We start from the raw sequence: 14,421 nt of genomic DNA, 5'->3' as shown, positions 1-14,421 counted from the left end.
GCCCCACACGATTGGGCTCTCATGACTGCGACACTCACCCCGGGCAAGACAACGCCTTCCCACTCCTCCTCCCCACGCACGCCAGACCGCGCCGAGCGTCGGCGCCACTGGCTCAGCCGCCTCGACGTCAAGGCGTCCCCCTACGCCTACGTCGCCCCGTTCTTCATCGTCTTCGGGCTCGTCGGCCTCTTTCCGCTCATCTATACGTTCGTCGTCTCTCTCTATGACTGGGACCTTCTCAAAGGCCAGGGCGATTTCGTCGGCATCGACAACTTCGTCAGCGTGCTGCAGGACGAGTTCTTCTGGAACTCGCTGTTCAACACGTTCAGCATCTTCGTGCTCTCGTCGATTCCGCAGCTCATCGCTGCGACGTTCATCGCTGCGATCCTCGACCAGAACATTCGCTCGAAGACGTTCTGGCGCATGAGCATCCTGCTTCCCTACGTCGTCACCCCTGCCGCCGTCGCACTGATCTTCTCGAACATGTTCAGTGAGGACTACGGCCTCATCAACAACATGCTGCAGAACTTCGGTCTCGACGCCATCGGCTGGAAAACCGACACGCTGCCGAGCCACATTGCCATCGCCACGATGGTGAACTGGCGCTGGACGGGCTACAACGCTCTCATCCTGCTTGCCGCCATGCAGTCAGTCCCCCGCGACGTGCACGAATCCGCGGCGCTCGATGGCGCCGGAATGCTGCGCCGATTCTTCAGCATCACTCTCCCCAGCATCCGACCAACCATGGTCTTCGTCATCATCACGGCGACCATCGGGGGTCTGCAGATCTTCGTCGAACCCCGCATGTTCGATGCGGCGACGGCTGGCGGCTCTCAGCGGCAGTTCCAGACGACAGTGCTCTACCTCTGGGAGATGGCGTTCTTCCGACAAAACTTCGGCGAAGCGTCAGCCATCGCGTGGCTGCTGTTTCTCATCATCGTCGGCATCGGGCTGATCAACTTCCTATTGTCAAGGTCGATCGCAACGGCAGAGACAAAGGTATCGACGACCAGACGCCAGCGACGATTGGCCGCGTACCGCAACAAGGAGGTCTCGCGATGAGCATCGCAGTCACGCAGAAGAAGACAGCACCGGATGCTCCGAGGCGCCGCCGCTTCTTCGGCATCGATCGCCGCCCAGGCTTTCTCACGTACGGGCTTCTCACGGTGTTTCTCGTGTGCTCCGCGTACCCGCTCTGGTGGTCGTTCGTCATGTCGACCCGTCAGAACTCGGATTTCGGCCTCTCGTGGCCGCCGCTGCTTCCCGGCGGACGATTCTGGATCAACGCGCAGGTGGTGTTCGAATCGATTCCGTTCTGGAAGGCACTCGGCAACAGCCTCATCATCTCGTGCGTCGTCACCCTGTCTGTCGTGACGTTCTCGACACTCGCTGGCTACGCGTTTGCCAAGCTGCGCTTTCGCGGCCGCAATGGCCTGATGGTGTTCGTCATCGCCACGCTCGCCGTCCCAACCCAGCTCGGCATCATTCCGCTCTTCATGCTGATGCGCACGTGGGGCTGGACGGGAAGCATCGGCGCGGTCATCATTCCGCTGCTGGTCACAGCCTTCGGGGTGTTCTTCATGCGGCAGTACCTCGTCGACGTCATTCCAGACGAACTTCTCGAGGCGGCCCGCGTCGACGGCGCGAATATGATTCGCACCTTCTTCCACGTCGCGGTTCCCGCCGCGCGCCCCGCCATGGCGATCCTCGCCCTGTTCACGTTCATGACCGCTTGGACCGACTTTCTCTGGCCGCTGCTCGTGCTCGATTCAACGAACCCGACGCTGCAGACAGCTCTCAGTCAGCTGCAGTCGGCACACTATGTCGACTACTCGATCGTGCTGGCCGGCGCGATACTCTCAACCGTCCCGCTGCTTGTACTCTTCGTAGTGGCAGGCAAGCAACTCATTTCTGGAATTATGCAAGGAGCCGTGAAGGGCTGATGACACTCAATTTCCCGCCGACATTCATGTGGGGATCCGCCACCGCTGCCGCTCAGGTTGAGGGCGCAGGCCACGAGGAGGGCAAGCGTGACTCCGTGTGGGACGCCTTCGCCCGCGTGCCGGGCGCGGTCGCCCGAGGCGAGAATCTCGAGACCGCCGTCGATCATTACCACCGCTATCGCGAAGACGTTGCGATCATGCGCGAAATCGGTCTCGACACCTACCGCTTCTCGACGAGCTGGTCGCGTGTGCTGCCTGACGACGGCGACGTCAATCAGCAGGGCGTCGACTTCTACAGTCGACTCGTCGACGAGCTGCTCGAGGCCGGAATCCTGCCCTGGATGACCTTGTACCACTGGGATCTTCCGCAGGCTCTCGAGGAGCGCGGGGGCTGGGCGAACCGAGAGACGGCCGAGCGCTTTGTGCGCTACGCCGAGGTGATGTACGACGCTCTCGGTGACCGCGTGAAGCACTGGACGACGTTCAACGAGCCCTTCTGCTCGTCGCTGCTCGGGTACGCGGCCGGCGTTCACGCGCCGGGCAGGCAAGAACCGGATGCCGCGGTTGCGGCCATCCACCATCAGCACCTCGCGCACGGGCTCGCCGTTAACCGGCTTCGCGAGCTCGGCGCCGAGAGCCTCGGCATCACCCTCAACCTGTCAAACGCGATACCGCTCGACGAGAACGACCCCGTGGACGTGGAGGCGGCTCGCCGTTTCGACGTGCTGCAGAACCGCGTGTTTCTCGAGCCGATCGTCACGGCCGCATACGCAGACGACACTCTCGCCGACCTTGAGCAGTTCGGTTTGCGCGAGCTGATCAAGCCGGGCGACCTGCAGATCATCGGCACTCCGATCGATTTTCTCGGCGTGAACCACTACCACGACGACCAGGTCTCGGGGCACCCCGCGGAGGGCTCTGACGGTCATTCCGGAGCGACGGACCGCAGCATCCGCTCCCCCTGGATCGGCAGCGAGCACCTCGCGTTCCCCTCACGCGGGCTGCCCCGCACGGCAATGGGCTGGGAGGTCAACCCCTCGGGGCTGCGCGTGCTGCTCACGCGTCTTGGCCGTGAGTACCCGAACCTCCCTCCGCTGTATGTCACAGAGAACGGCGCCGCATACGACGACGTGGTCTCGGATGACGGTCGTGTGCATGACCCTGAGCGCACTGCATACATTCGCGACCACGTGCAGGCGATCTCTGACGCGATCGCAGACGGCGCCGACGTGCGCGGCTACTTCGTGTGGTCGCTGCTCGACAACTTCGAGTGGTCGTGGGGCTACGACAAGCGCTTCGGCATCGTGCGGGTCGACTACGACACGCTCGAACGCACGGTGAAAGACTCGGGCCGCGCATACTCCGAGCTGATCGCGCAGGTTCGCTCCGATGTTCGCAGCGAGACGGCATCCGCGCATTAAGCTGGTGACACGCAGTTTTTCGACTGCCGAAGGGGGTCGGGCGCGATGACGGATCGCACAATCGTGACCTCGAGCGCGCCCACCCTCGAGGCCGTCGCCGCACGCGCCGGCGTCTCTCGGGCGACGGTGTCGCGCGTCGTCAACAACTCACCGAAGGTGACTGACGAGGTCGTGGCGCTCGTCACCGCCGCAATCGACGAGCTCGGCTATGTGCCCAATCGCGTCGCCCGGTCCCTCGCGAGCAAGAAGACGCAGGCCATCGCGGTGATCGTTCCCGAGACCGCGTCGAAGGTGTTCGATGACCCCTTCTTCTCGTCGATTGTGCAAGGCGTCGCCTTGCACCTCGCCGACACCGAATACACGCTCAGCCTGCTGATGGAGACAGAGACCTCCTCGGCGAAGACACGGCGCTACCTGCGCGGTGGAAACGTCGACGGCGCTCTCATCGTGTCGCACCACGTGAGCGACCATTCGTACACGCAGCTGGGTGCGACGGTTCCCATGGTCTTCGCGGGGCGGCCGCTCATCCCCGAGGCGATCGAGGGGTTCTACGTCGACGTCGACAACGTCGATGGAGCGCGCATGGCGACCCAGCATCTGATCGACCTGGGGCACACCCGCATCGCAACGATCGCTGGGCGCACCGATATGCCCGGTGGCCATGACCGGCTCGACGGCTGGCGGGCAGCGATCGCGAACGCAGGGCTCGACGACTCACTCGTCACCTATGGCGACTTCTCACCGGCCGACGGCGCCACAGCCATGCGCTCGCTGCTGCACAACTCCGAGCGCATCGACGCGGTCTTCGCCGCAAACGACCAGATGGCTGTCGGCGCGTACTCGGCACTGCGCAGCGCCGGGCTGCGCGTGCCAGACGACATCTCGGTCGTCGGCTTCGACAACGACAGGTATGCGGCGACAGCATCCCCGCCGCTGACCACCGTCGACCAGTCACCGGAGCAGATGGGCGACGCCATGGCCGGCATCCTGCTGCGGCTGATCGACGGAGACGAGACGGTGCCAAACGCCACGATGATGCCGCTCGAGCTCGTCGTGCGCGAGTCAACGGCGCCGCGCGCCTGAACCGCCGCACATTGAGCCATCGGATGCTGAGACGGTAACACCGCCCACGAGGCACGTGTCGCGCGAGACAATGGAGCTGTGACTGTTCAGACTCTGCCTCTTGACGACGCAGCCGTTAACCGCATCCGATCAGACTTCCCCGAACTCAGCACGCAGGTGAATGGCAAACCCCTCGTCTACCTCGACTCGGGAGCAACGAGCCTCAAACCGACGAATGTTCTCGACGCCGAACGCTCGTTCGTCGAGAACTACACGGCAGCCGTGCACCGCGGCGCCCACACTCTCGCCGCCGAGGCGACGGAGCTCTTCGAGCAGGCACGCGAACGCGTGGCGGCCTTCGTGGGGGCGGATGCAGACGAGATCGTGTGGACGTCGAACGCGACGGAGGCCGTGAACCTCATAGCCTACGCAATCGGCAATGCGACGGCAGGGCGCGGCGGCGCGGCATCCGCGGGGTTCCGTCTCGAACCGGGAGACGAGATCGTCGTCACCGAAGCGGAGCACCATGCAAACCTCATTCCGTGGCAGGAGCTGGCGGCGCGCACAGGCGCCGTCGTGCGCGCCATTCCGGTCGATGAGCAGGGGGTGCTGCGGCTCGACGCCGCGGCCGAGATCATCGGCGAGCGCACGCGCATCGTTGCGTTCGCGCACGTGTCGAACGTGACAGCCGCCGTCGCACCGGTCGCCGAGCTGACGGCACTCGCGCACGATGCAGACGCTCTCGTCGTGCTAGACGCGTGCCAGTCCGTTCCGCACATGTCCGTCGATTTTCGCGCGCTCGACGTTGATTTCGCCGTGTTCTCCGGCCACAAGATGCTCGCGCCAACGGGAATCGGCGTACTCTACGGTCGCCGCGAACTGCTGAACGCGCTTCCCCCGTTTCTGACGGGCGGGTCGATGATCACGACGGTGACACTCGAATCGGCAGAGTACCTGCCTGCTCCGCAGCGCTTCGAAGCCGGAACGCAGCGCATCTCGCAGGCGATCGCCCTTGCCGCGGCATGCGATTATCTCGGCATCGTGGGTCTCGATCGCATTGCCGCGCACGAGCGCGAGCTGGGGGCGCGCTTGGTCGATGGCCTTCAGCGCATCGACGGCGTGCGGCTTCTGGGGCCGACGGATGTCGCCGCCCGCGCAGGCCTCGCTGCCTTCGACCTCGACGGCGTGCACGCCCACGACGCCGGGCAGTTTCTCGACGACCGCGGCATCGCCGTGCGCGTGGGCCACCATTGCGCGCAACCGCTGCACCGCCGGTTCGGCATGACAGCATCCACGCGCGCCAGCACCTACCTGTACAACACGACGGCAGACGTCGACGCGTTCCTCGATGCGCTCACCGGGGTTCGCTCGTTCTTCGGAGCCACAGCATGAGCGATCTCGAAAGCCTCTACCAGCAGGTCATTCTCGACCACTCGCGCGAGAAGCACGGCTTCGGGCTGCGCGATGCGGCCGCAGCATCCTCGCACCAGCTCAATCCGACGTGCGGCGATGAGCTCACGCTGCAGGTGCACCTCAGCGACGATGGCACGATGATCGACGCCGTCACGTGGGAAGGCGCGGGCTGCTCCATCTCGATGGCATCGGCGTCGTTGCTCAGCGATCTGGCGAGCGGGATGCCGCTTGCCGACGCACCCGCGCGCATTGCGCTGTTTCGCGAGCTGATGCGGTCGCGAGGCTCTGGCGTCGACAACGATGAGCCGCTGGGCGACGCCGCCGTGCTCGAGGGCGTCTCGCGCTATATCGCCCGGGTCAAGTGCGCCATGCTCGCCTGGGTCGCGCTGGAAGATTCGCTCGCGCAGTTGCCGTAGCCGCCTGGTTGGCGAACGCGAGCAGGGGCGACAGACAGCACCTTGCAATAGCGCCGCAGGTTTCCGATACTGGCCACGACGACGTGAGAAAGAAGGGGTCTCCGTGACGCGATCGATTGTCATTGGCGCAGGAATGGTGGGGCTCGCAACCGCCTGGCACCTGCAGGAGCACGGGGTCGACGTGACGGTCGTCGATCGTGACGGCGTCGCCGCGGGCTCGTCGTGGGGCAACGCCGGGTGGCTCGCTCCGGCAAAGACGATTCCGTTGGCCGATCCGAGCGTCTGGACCTACGGTCCGCAGGCCCTTGTCGACCCGGATGCCGCGTTGCACGTGCCCATTCGCGTCGATCTGAATCTCTGGTCGTTTCTCGCGCGCTTTGCCGCACATGGAACCCCGCGCGCGTGGGATCGCGCGATGGCCGCGCTGACCCCGATCGACAAGCGTGCGCTCGAGAGCTTCGATGAGCTGACCGACGGCGGCGTCGAATCGTGGACCCGTGAGGGGCCCTTCGTCGTCGGGTTCGGCGACGACACGCAGGCGCGCGGCTTCATGCGTGACGTCGCTGGCGTGATTCGCCACGGGCAGAGCGTTCACGTCGAACGCCTCGACGACCCGCGCGAACTGGCGCCGCAGCTCTCGACGCAGATCGGCGCCGCCTACCGCATGGACGGCCAGCGCTTCATCGAGCCCAGCCACTTCGTGCACGCCCTCGCCGTAGCCGTGGAGGCACGCGGCGCGCAGATGCGCCTGCACGACCCGGTGGCCGACGTGGGAAGCGTCTCGATGCCCACCGTGACGTTCGCGACGGGCGAGACGCTCACGGCAGACTCCGTTGTCATTGCCACCGGCGCGTGGATGCCGCAGCTGGCTCAGCCGCTCGGCGTCAACGTGCGCGTGCAGGCGGGCAGAGGCTACTCGTTCACCGTTGACACAGACGAGCCTGCCGAGCATCCGATCTACCTGCCCCTTCAGCGCGTTGCTTGCACGCCCTTGGAGGGGCGGCTGCGCATCGCGGGCACGATGGAGTTCGTCGGCCCAGATGAGCCGTTCCAGTCGCGCCGCGTTCAAGCGATCGTCAACCAGGTGCGACCGTTTATGACGGGCGTCGATCTCGACAATCGGCACGACGAGTGGGTCGGCTCACGCCCGGTCACGCCAGACGGGCTTCCGCTTGTCGGGCAGACGCGAGCGCCGAACGTGTACGTCGCCGGCGGCCACGGCATGTGGGGCATCGTACTCGGCCCGGCGACGGGCAAGCTGCTCGCCGAGCGCATTGTCACGGGCAGAACCGACCCCGCGATCGCGCCGTTCGATCCCCTGCGCTGACAACGCGTCCACCAGTCACCTGATTTTCATGTGACGAAGTTGGCGCCTTTCGTGCCAGATAACCGACATCTTCGACAGATGAATCGTGATGCCGCTCAGGCGCCGCTCACTGGTGGCGGAGCCTGTCGTGCATAATCGCGACAGCCTCGGGGTTCTCGTCGATCAGCACGTAGTTTCGCCCAAGCGACCGAGCAACGGCGCCCGTCGTGCCGCTGCCCGCGAAGAAGTCGAGCACCCAATCGCCCTCGCGGCTCGACGCCTGCACAATGCGCCGCAGCACTCCCATAGGTTTCTGCGTCGGATACCCGGTCTTCTCCTTGCCATTCGGCGACACGATCGTGTGCCACCACACATCGGTGGGCAGCTTTCCGAGAGCCGCCTTTTCGGGTGTCACAAGGCCCGGAGCCATGTACGGTTCCCGGTCGATGGCGGCCGAATCGAACAGGTAGCGCCGCGGGTTCTTCACGTACACGAGGATCGTGTCGTGCTTCGTCGGCCAGCGCGTCTTCGATTTGGCCCCGTAGTCGTACGCCCAGATGATCTCGTTGAGAAAGCACTCGCGCCCGAAGATCGCGTCGCACAGCACCTTCGCGTAGTGAGCTTCGCGATAGTCGAGGTGCAGGTACAACGTGCCGTCGTCGGCGAGCAGCCGCCACGCCTCGAGCAGTCGTGGCTCGAGAAACGCCCAGTAGTCGTCGAACGCGTCGTCGTAACGATGAAGCTGGCCGCGAATGCGCTCGTATGTCTGCCCTTTGAAGCCCGTGACGGTGCCGGCGGTCCCCTCGGCGGCGCGCACATGTGTGGTCTGCGTGTGGCGCTGCTCACGGCCGGTGTTGAACGGCGGGTCGATGTAGATCAGCGTGAACGCGGCATCCGGAAATTGGGGCAGAATCTGCAGGTTGTCACCCTCGAGAATGACGCTCGAGGAGGGCAGACGCCGCTCGTCGGGCGGAACAGAATCACCGGATGCTGTCGCCGCAGCGCCCGCGTCGGCAGCGTCGTGCGCCACTACGGCACCCGATTCAGCCATGCCTCGGTCGAAAACTTCGTCTCGACGAGCTTTTCGGCTTCGGCGTACTCCTCTGACGTGACCTCTCCCGCGGTCGCCCCCGTCTGCGCAATGAACGTCTCTTTCATGCGCTCGATGATCTCTGCACGGCTGAGCCCTGTTTGGCTGCGCAGCGGGTCGACGCGCTTGGCCGCAGAGGTCGTGCCCTTGTCGCTCATCTTCTCGCGGCCGATGCGCAGCACCGTCGTCATCATCTCGCCGTCCATGTCGTAGCTCATGGTGACGTGATGCAGCACTCCCCCGTTGCCAAGGCGCTTCTGCGCTGCCCCGCCGATTTTGCCTCCGGGGCTCGTGATGTCGTTGAGCGGCTTGTACTCGGCGGCGATGCCGATCGAGCGCAGCGCTTCGATCACCCATTCATCGAGGTAGGCGTACGAGTCGGCAAACGACATGCCCTGCACCAGCTCGGCTGGAACATAGAGCGAGTACGTCACAACCTCGCCCTTTTTCATGAGCATTGCACCGCCGCCAGATACGCGGCGTACGACGTCGAAGCCGTTCTTGGCCGCAGCATCCATGTCGACTTCGTTCTTCACCGATTGGAAGCTGCCAATGACCACGGCAGACTCGTTCCATTCCCAAATGCGCAGCGTCGGCCCGCGCCGGCCGGCGCCGACCTCGCTCGTGAGCACTTCGTCGAGGGCGAGATGCAGACGCGGGGGCACCGCTTCGGAGTGGATGATCTGCCATTCGAAGTCTCGCCAGTTTGCCGCCTGCGACAGCGCGCGCCGCGTGGCAACCCCCACCGACTCCGGAGTGAAGCCCAGAAGCGAGGCGTCGTCGGGCAGCGCACCGCGCACCGCCGCGGCGAATGCTGCCGTGTCGCTTGCGGCGGGCATGCCGATCACCGCCTGGTCGATGGCGCCGAGGGCGTCGTCTGGTTCGAGAAAGAAGTCCCCGGCGAGAGCGAATTCCGTGATGATGCCGTCGTCAACCTCAAGGTCGACGACAACGAGCTTTCCGCCTGGAACCTTGTATTCACCGTGCATGGTGTCAGCCTATCGCCGTTGCGCCGATGCTCAGGGGCGGCACAATAGGAACATGGGCACGACATTGATTATGGTCAGACACGGCGAGACCGTCTGGCACGGCGACCACCGGTACGCCGGCTCGAGCGACATCGCACTGACCGAACGGGGGGTGCAGCAGGCCGAAGAGCTTGCCGGGTGGGCGTCCCGCAACCGACCTGACGTGCTCGTCTCGTCTGCGTTGTCCCGCGCGTGGCTCACGGCAGACGCCGTCGCTCAGGCAACGGGTCTCGCGCACTGGACGGAGCCCGATCTCGCCGAGGTCGACTTCGGCAAGGGTGAAGGCCTCACGATCGACGAGCTCTCCGAGAAATATCCGGATGCTGCTGCCGCATTCATTGCGGCACCGGCACGGTCCCCCATGCCCTCTGGCGAGCCTGGTGCCATCGCTGTTGCGCGCGCCCTCAAGGTGCTGGCGCGCGTCATTCGCGATGCAGACGGCGGAACGGCGCTCGTCGTGGGCCACGGCACTCTGATGCGCCTCATCCTGTGCACCCTCATCTCCATTGACCCGAACCTCTATCGCGACGTGTTCCCCGAGGTCGGCAACTGTGCACTCACGACTCTGTCGTTCGAGAGCGACAAGGCGTCGCTGCTGAGCTTCAATGTTCCTGTCGCCAACGCGTCGTAGCGCCACATCGTTCGCGCCGACTCTCGTCCATCTGGGACGTCACACAGGAGCGCTGGGACGTCCGCTAGGTTGTCGTGTCACTGCACGGAGCTGAACGATATTTGGCCATTATTCGGGCTCGAGATCTCGACGTCCCGGCTGCTTCTGCGGCCGATTCGTGATGCCGATCTTCCCGGCCTTGCGCACGCTTCACTCGACGGTGTGCACTCTGAGGTCACGCCGACTCTCGGACCGTGAGGGTGTGCGTCACGATGCGATGCAGTCGCTCGTCTGGGGGTGCGACCCCGTCGAGGAGCGCAGCGACAAGTTCGATTGCCGTGTCAGCGAGTTTCGCCGTGTCGATGGCGATGCTCGTGAGCTCAGGCGTCACGAGGGTTCCGATATCGAGGCCATCGATGCCGACGACGGCAATGTCGCCAGGGACGCTGACATGTGCACGCGCGAAACCCTTCAGCATCCCGACGGCCAATACGTCGTTAAAGGCAAGTACCGCATCGGCCTCGGGGTCCTGCTCCCGCAGGCGGGCGGCAGCACGCACTCCCCCGTCGTTCGTGTCGGGCGCGACGAGCTCGGAATCGGGCGACCAGTGAAGGCCATACTCACGGAGTAGGCGACGATAGATCTGCCGCCGAATCGATGGGGTACGGCCTGCATCCACCATGGCGATGTGTGAGTGTCCAGTCGCTCTCAGATGATCGACGGCCGCACGAATGCCCGGTTCGTAATCGATTGCGATCACCGCATGCTTTTCGGAGTCGAGGGGGCCATCGAGGACGACCGTCGGAGTGTTGGCGAGCGCTCCCCGCCACTCCCCTGCCGCCAACAAGTGCCCCACCATGGCGTCAACGCGTCCCGCCACCGCATCGAGGCGCCGACGGGCGACGTCGACATCACTGCCGAGATCGCACAGCACGACGCTCCACCCCCGCAGGCCCGCCTTGCGCGTGAGCTCGGACGCAAGTTCGGGGTAATACGGATTTCGCAGATCGCTGACGACGAGCCCGACGGTTGTCTCTCGGCCTCGAACAAGGCCCTGTGCCGCGCGATTCGGGCGGTAATTGAGTGCACCGGCGGCAGCGACGACGCGCTCTCGAGTGGCGGCGCTCACCTCGGGCATGTTGTTGAGCGCACGCGTGACGGTCTGTCTGGAGACTCCCGCGGCACGCGCAACGTCATTGATCGTCACCGCTTTCGTCGCGCTCACTGTGATCTCGTTTCTCGCCGAAAGGCGCTCGCCTCTGACTGCATGGTACTCACTTCTCGACCCTGCTACACTCGCTCCGTGAACGTTCACGGCAATCTGGGAGACAAGAAGATGGATCACGTACGCTGGGGAATCATCGGGCCGGGAAACATCGCCCACCGCTTCGCCGAACAGCTGACGAACAGTTGCACAGGCACGCTCACCGCTGTCGCCAGTCGAACGATCGGCCGTGCAGAAGAGTTCGCTGCCGAGTTCGAGACTGGCGAGGCCCCGATTCGAGCCTACGGGTCGTATGCCGAGCTCTACGCCGACCCCACTGTTGATGCCGTCTACATCGCAACGGTGCACACCGAGCACGTTCGCCTCGCGATTCAGGCCGTCGAAGCGGGCAAGCACGTCATCTGCGAGAAGCCGCTCGCTGTGAACCATGCAGGAGTGATGACGCTCGTTGAGGCGGCACGCCGCGCAGGGGTCTACCTTGCCGAAGGCTTCATGTATCGCTTCCACCCGCAGGTCGATCGCCTTGTTCAACTGATTGCCGACGGCGCGGTTGGAGACGTGCAGCACGTCGATTCCGCGTTCTCGTTCGCGGCAGATCTGCCAGATGACAGTCGGCTCAAGAACCCGAACCTCGCCGGTGGCGGCATCCTCGACGTCGGCGGTTACCCCCTCTCTGCCGCCCGGCTCGTTGCTGGAGCCGCAACGGGGGCGCCGTTTGCCGACCCAACTGAGCTCACCGCGAAGGGAACGATCGGACACACGGGAGTCGACGAGTGGGCAAGCGCCTCGCTCGAATTCGCCTCGGGCATCACCGCGCATGTCACGTGCGGCATCGGTCTGCATGAGCCAAGCAGTCTCGTCGTCTATGGTTCGGCAGGGCGCATCACTGTGCGCTCCCCCTGGCTTCCGAGCGTCGACGCTCCGTCTTCCATCGACGTCGAGCGCGTAGGCGAATCTCCGCAGCGCATCGATTTCGAGCCCGCGTTCTCCTATGCGCGTCAGGCGGACGCGCTCGCGGAATTCGCCGACGCTGGGCAGAGCCCACGCATGAGCTGGGCGGACAGCCTCGGAAACGCGCGCGCTCTCGATCGCTGGCGTGCGGCGATTGGGCTTGAATACCCATTCGAGGCGGCCACCGCGAACGTTCCCACGGCACGTTATCGGCCACTCACCCGCCGCGACGACTCGTCGATGCCCTACGGCACAATTGCAGGAATCGAGAAGCCCGTCTCGCGACTGGTGCTCGGCTGTGACAACCAGCAGACTCTCGCGCATGCCTCGGCGATGTTTGACGACTTCGTCGAACGCGGAGGAAATGCCTTCGACACGGCGTACATCTATGGCGGCGGTCTGATGGAGCGCCTGCTCGGTCAGTGGGTGGCGAATCGCGGCATCCGCGACGACGTTGTCGTCATTGGAAAAGGCGCACACACCCCGCACTGCGATCCCGAGTCGATCGTGCGCCAGCTCGGAGAGACCCTCGATCGGCTGCAAACCGACCACCTCGACCTGTATCTCATGCACCGCGACAACACAGCGATTCCGGTTGGCGAGTTCGTTGACGTTCTCGACGAGGAAGCGCGTGCCGGCCGCATCCGGGCCTTTGGCGGTTCGAACTGGAGCATTGCCCGGTTCGAAGAGGCGCAGGCGTATGCGAAGGCGAATGGCAAGCGCGCATTCTCCGCGTTGAGCGACCACTTCGGCCTTGCCCACGCACTCGATGTTCCCTGGGCGGGCTGCGAGCACGTGACAGAACCGGAGGATCGCGAGTGGCTTGAACGCACAGAAATCGCACTGCTTCCGTGGTCATCGCAGGCTCGCGGCTTCTTCGCTCGTGCAGACCGCGACGACACATCGGATGCTGAGCTGGTGCGCTGCTACTACGACGACGCCAACTTCGAGCGACTCGCCCGTGCGCGCTCGCTCAGCGCCGAGTTGGGTGTTGCGCCAACCGCCGTGGCGCTCGCCTACGTGCTCGCGCAGTCATTCCCGACGTTTCCGCTCTTCGGGCCGCGGTCCATCGAAGAGACGCGAACGTCGATGGCCGGGCTCGACATCTCCCTCACAGAGCAGCAGGTTCGCTGGCTCGATCTGCGCGCCGACAGCGTGAGCTGAGTTGCGGTGGTGCATGGCGCATCGAGGTGCGCCATGCTCACTGGCGCTACTCGGGCTGCACCGGCGGAACGAAGTCGAGTGCGTTCCACTCCCCCGGTGTCTGAAGCGGCGCGAAGCGCACGTCGGCCGCGTCGGTCGAGACGCTCGCGACGCAAGCGAGAAGCGAGAGCGTCGGGTAGCCGTGGGCTCGATTATCGCGGATGATCGCGGCGTCGTCGCCAGGCGACAGCACCCCGCTGCGCTCAAGAATGACGGCCCAGTCTGCCCACCATGCGTCGTGCACAGCTCCACCGCGCGGCGCGGCATCCTGAAACTCGGGCAGCCACCGCGTGATGCGCGCTGAGCCCGGATCGTCAACATCGTGGTGCTCGATCATGTGTGTGCCGGGCACGAGCTCCTCGATGCCGATGCTGTCGCCGTCCCACGTCGTCACGGTCACGGTCGCACCGTGCACCTCGACGAGGTTGAATCCAGCGGTGCGCGGCTGCCGTGGAGACCGACCGGCAACGCTCTCGAGCACGAGACCGCCGCGCGACTCCAACGTGCGGGGGTCAACGTCGAGCGAGTCGGGACGATTGAGCATAACCGCGAGTCGCCCGCGCACAGGGTCGGCGCCGAGCCACGCGCCGCCCGCCCGCACGTCGAGAACACCGACGGCATCCGGATAGTCGTGCGGCCACCAGGCGCCAAGCGGCCGCCACGGCCGCCCCGGGTCTTCATCGCGCACGGCAAGCAGGCGAACGATCCCATCGGACGACGCGGGTACCTGAATGATGACCGTGCACATGCGCG

At 65.0% G+C, this 14,421-nt stretch carries 13 protein-coding genes; 9 read left to right on the top strand and 4 right to left on the bottom strand.

Going from position 1 to position 14,421, the window contains the following annotated elements; all coding sequences use genetic code 11:
* Positions 1–21 precede the first annotated feature (21 nt).
* The 7 genes from HCR84_RS02715 (at position 22) to HCR84_RS02685 (ending at position 7,582) form a co-directional block, all read left to right on the top strand.
* Positions 22–1,062, top strand: a complete 1,041-nt coding sequence (locus HCR84_RS02715) for a carbohydrate ABC transporter permease (protein WP_166982336.1) — start codon at positions 22–24, stop codon at positions 1,060–1,062.
* Positions 1,059–1,943, top strand: a complete 885-nt coding sequence (locus HCR84_RS02710) for a carbohydrate ABC transporter permease (RefSeq protein WP_166982338.1) — start codon at positions 1,059–1,061, stop codon at positions 1,941–1,943. Before HCR84_RS02715 ends, HCR84_RS02710 begins: the two co-directional genes overlap by 4 nt.
* Entirely contained in the window at positions 1,943–3,364 is a 1,422-nt protein-coding gene (locus HCR84_RS02705) for a GH1 family beta-glucosidase (protein ID WP_166982340.1), read from the top strand. Before HCR84_RS02710 ends, HCR84_RS02705 begins: the two co-directional genes overlap by 1 nt.
* A gap of 45 nt (positions 3,365–3,409) precedes the next feature.
* On the top strand, positions 3,410–4,447 hold the full coding sequence (locus tag HCR84_RS02700; RefSeq protein ID WP_166982342.1) for a LacI family DNA-binding transcriptional regulator: 1,038 nt from the start codon (positions 3,410–3,412) through the stop codon (positions 4,445–4,447).
* 78 nt (positions 4,448–4,525) lie between these two features.
* Entirely contained in the window at positions 4,526–5,818 is a 1,293-nt protein-coding gene (locus HCR84_RS02695) for a SufS family cysteine desulfurase (protein WP_166982344.1), read from the top strand.
* Positions 5,815–6,255 carry a Fe-S cluster assembly sulfur transfer protein SufU gene (gene sufU / locus HCR84_RS02690; RefSeq protein ID WP_166982346.1) on the top strand — a complete coding sequence of 147 codons (441 nt, stop codon included), beginning with the start codon at positions 5,815–5,817 and terminating at the stop codon, positions 6,253–6,255. The genes HCR84_RS02695 and sufU overlap by 4 nt, the downstream gene beginning before the upstream one ends.
* Before the next feature lie 103 nt (positions 6,256–6,358).
* Positions 6,359–7,582: an NAD(P)/FAD-dependent oxidoreductase gene (locus tag HCR84_RS02685; RefSeq protein ID WP_276511795.1), complete on the top strand. Its 1,224-nt coding sequence runs from the start codon at positions 6,359–6,361 to the stop codon at positions 7,580–7,582.
* 106 nt (positions 7,583–7,688) lie between these two features.
* Here HCR84_RS02685 and HCR84_RS02680 read toward each other — a convergent pair whose 3' ends face one another.
* Together HCR84_RS02680 and lplAB are read right to left on the bottom strand one after the other, a co-directional pair.
* On the bottom strand, positions 7,689–8,612 hold the full coding sequence (locus HCR84_RS02680) for a DNA-methyltransferase (protein WP_166982350.1): 924 nt from the start codon (positions 8,610–8,612) through the stop codon (positions 7,689–7,691).
* Positions 8,591–9,640, bottom strand: coding sequence for a lipoate-protein ligase LplAB (gene lplAB, locus HCR84_RS02675; protein ID WP_166982352.1), 1,050 nt, complete (start codon positions 9,638–9,640; stop codon positions 8,591–8,593). The genes HCR84_RS02680 and lplAB overlap by 22 nt, the downstream gene beginning before the upstream one ends.
* A gap of 52 nt (positions 9,641–9,692) precedes the next feature.
* Between lplAB and HCR84_RS02670 the strand changes: the two genes are divergently transcribed.
* Positions 9,693–10,310, top strand: a complete 618-nt coding sequence (locus HCR84_RS02670) for a histidine phosphatase family protein (protein ID WP_166982354.1) — start codon at positions 9,693–9,695, stop codon at positions 10,308–10,310.
* 214 nt (positions 10,311–10,524) lie between these two features.
* Here the strand turns inward: HCR84_RS02670 and HCR84_RS02665 are convergent, their stop codons facing one another.
* Entirely contained in the window at positions 10,525–11,514 is a 990-nt protein-coding gene (locus HCR84_RS02665; protein WP_166982356.1) for a LacI family DNA-binding transcriptional regulator, read from the bottom strand.
* Between the two features lie 78 nt (positions 11,515–11,592).
* Between HCR84_RS02665 and HCR84_RS02660 the strand changes: the two genes are divergently transcribed.
* Positions 11,593–13,629 carry an aldo/keto reductase gene (locus HCR84_RS02660; protein WP_338040122.1) on the top strand — a complete coding sequence of 679 codons (2,037 nt, stop codon included), beginning with the start codon at positions 11,593–11,595 and terminating at the stop codon, positions 13,627–13,629.
* Between the two features lie 46 nt (positions 13,630–13,675).
* On the opposite strand, the gene HCR84_RS02655 is transcribed toward HCR84_RS02660, so the two are convergent.
* Positions 13,676–14,416, bottom strand: coding sequence for an NRDE family protein (locus HCR84_RS02655; RefSeq protein WP_166982358.1), 741 nt, complete (start codon positions 14,414–14,416; stop codon positions 13,676–13,678).
* Positions 14,417–14,421: the final 5 nt, after the last annotated feature.

It is taken from the genome of Paramicrobacterium fandaimingii (assembly GCF_011751745.2).
GTDB lineage: Bacteria > Actinomycetota > Actinomycetes > Actinomycetales > Microbacteriaceae > Paramicrobacterium > Paramicrobacterium fandaimingii.
Note: the sequence above shows the minus strand (reverse complement) of the source record. Positions and strands in the feature narration are given on the sequence as shown.

What these genes read in the sequence shown, in the direction of transcription:
- HCR84_RS02705 (WP_166982340.1), top strand. Translation starts at nt 1,943, where the DNA reads ATGACACTCAATTTCCCGCCGACATTCATGTGGGGATCCGCCACCGCT.
- HCR84_RS02710 (WP_166982338.1), top strand. Translation starts at nt 1,059, where the DNA reads ATGAGCATCGCAGTCACGCAGAAGAAGACAGCACCGGATGCTCCGAGG.
- sufU (WP_166982346.1), top strand. Translation starts at nt 5,815, where the DNA reads ATGAGCGATCTCGAAAGCCTCTACCAGCAGGTCATTCTCGACCACTCG.
- lplAB (WP_166982352.1), bottom strand. Translation starts at nt 9,640, where the DNA reads ATGCACGGTGAATACAAGGTTCCAGGCGGAAAGCTCGTTGTCGTCGAC.
- HCR84_RS02680 (WP_166982350.1), bottom strand. Translation starts at nt 8,612, where the DNA reads ATGGCTGAATCGGGTGCCGTAGTGGCGCACGACGCTGCCGACGCGGGC.
- HCR84_RS02715 (WP_166982336.1), top strand. Translation starts at nt 22, where the DNA reads ATGACTGCGACACTCACCCCGGGCAAGACAACGCCTTCCCACTCCTCC.
- HCR84_RS02670 (WP_166982354.1), top strand. Translation starts at nt 9,693, where the DNA reads ATGGGCACGACATTGATTATGGTCAGACACGGCGAGACCGTCTGGCAC.
- HCR84_RS02655 (WP_166982358.1), bottom strand. Translation starts at nt 14,416, where the DNA reads ATGTGCACGGTCATCATTCAGGTACCCGCGTCGTCCGATGGGATCGTT.
- HCR84_RS02700 (WP_166982342.1), top strand. Translation starts at nt 3,410, where the DNA reads ATGACGGATCGCACAATCGTGACCTCGAGCGCGCCCACCCTCGAGGCC.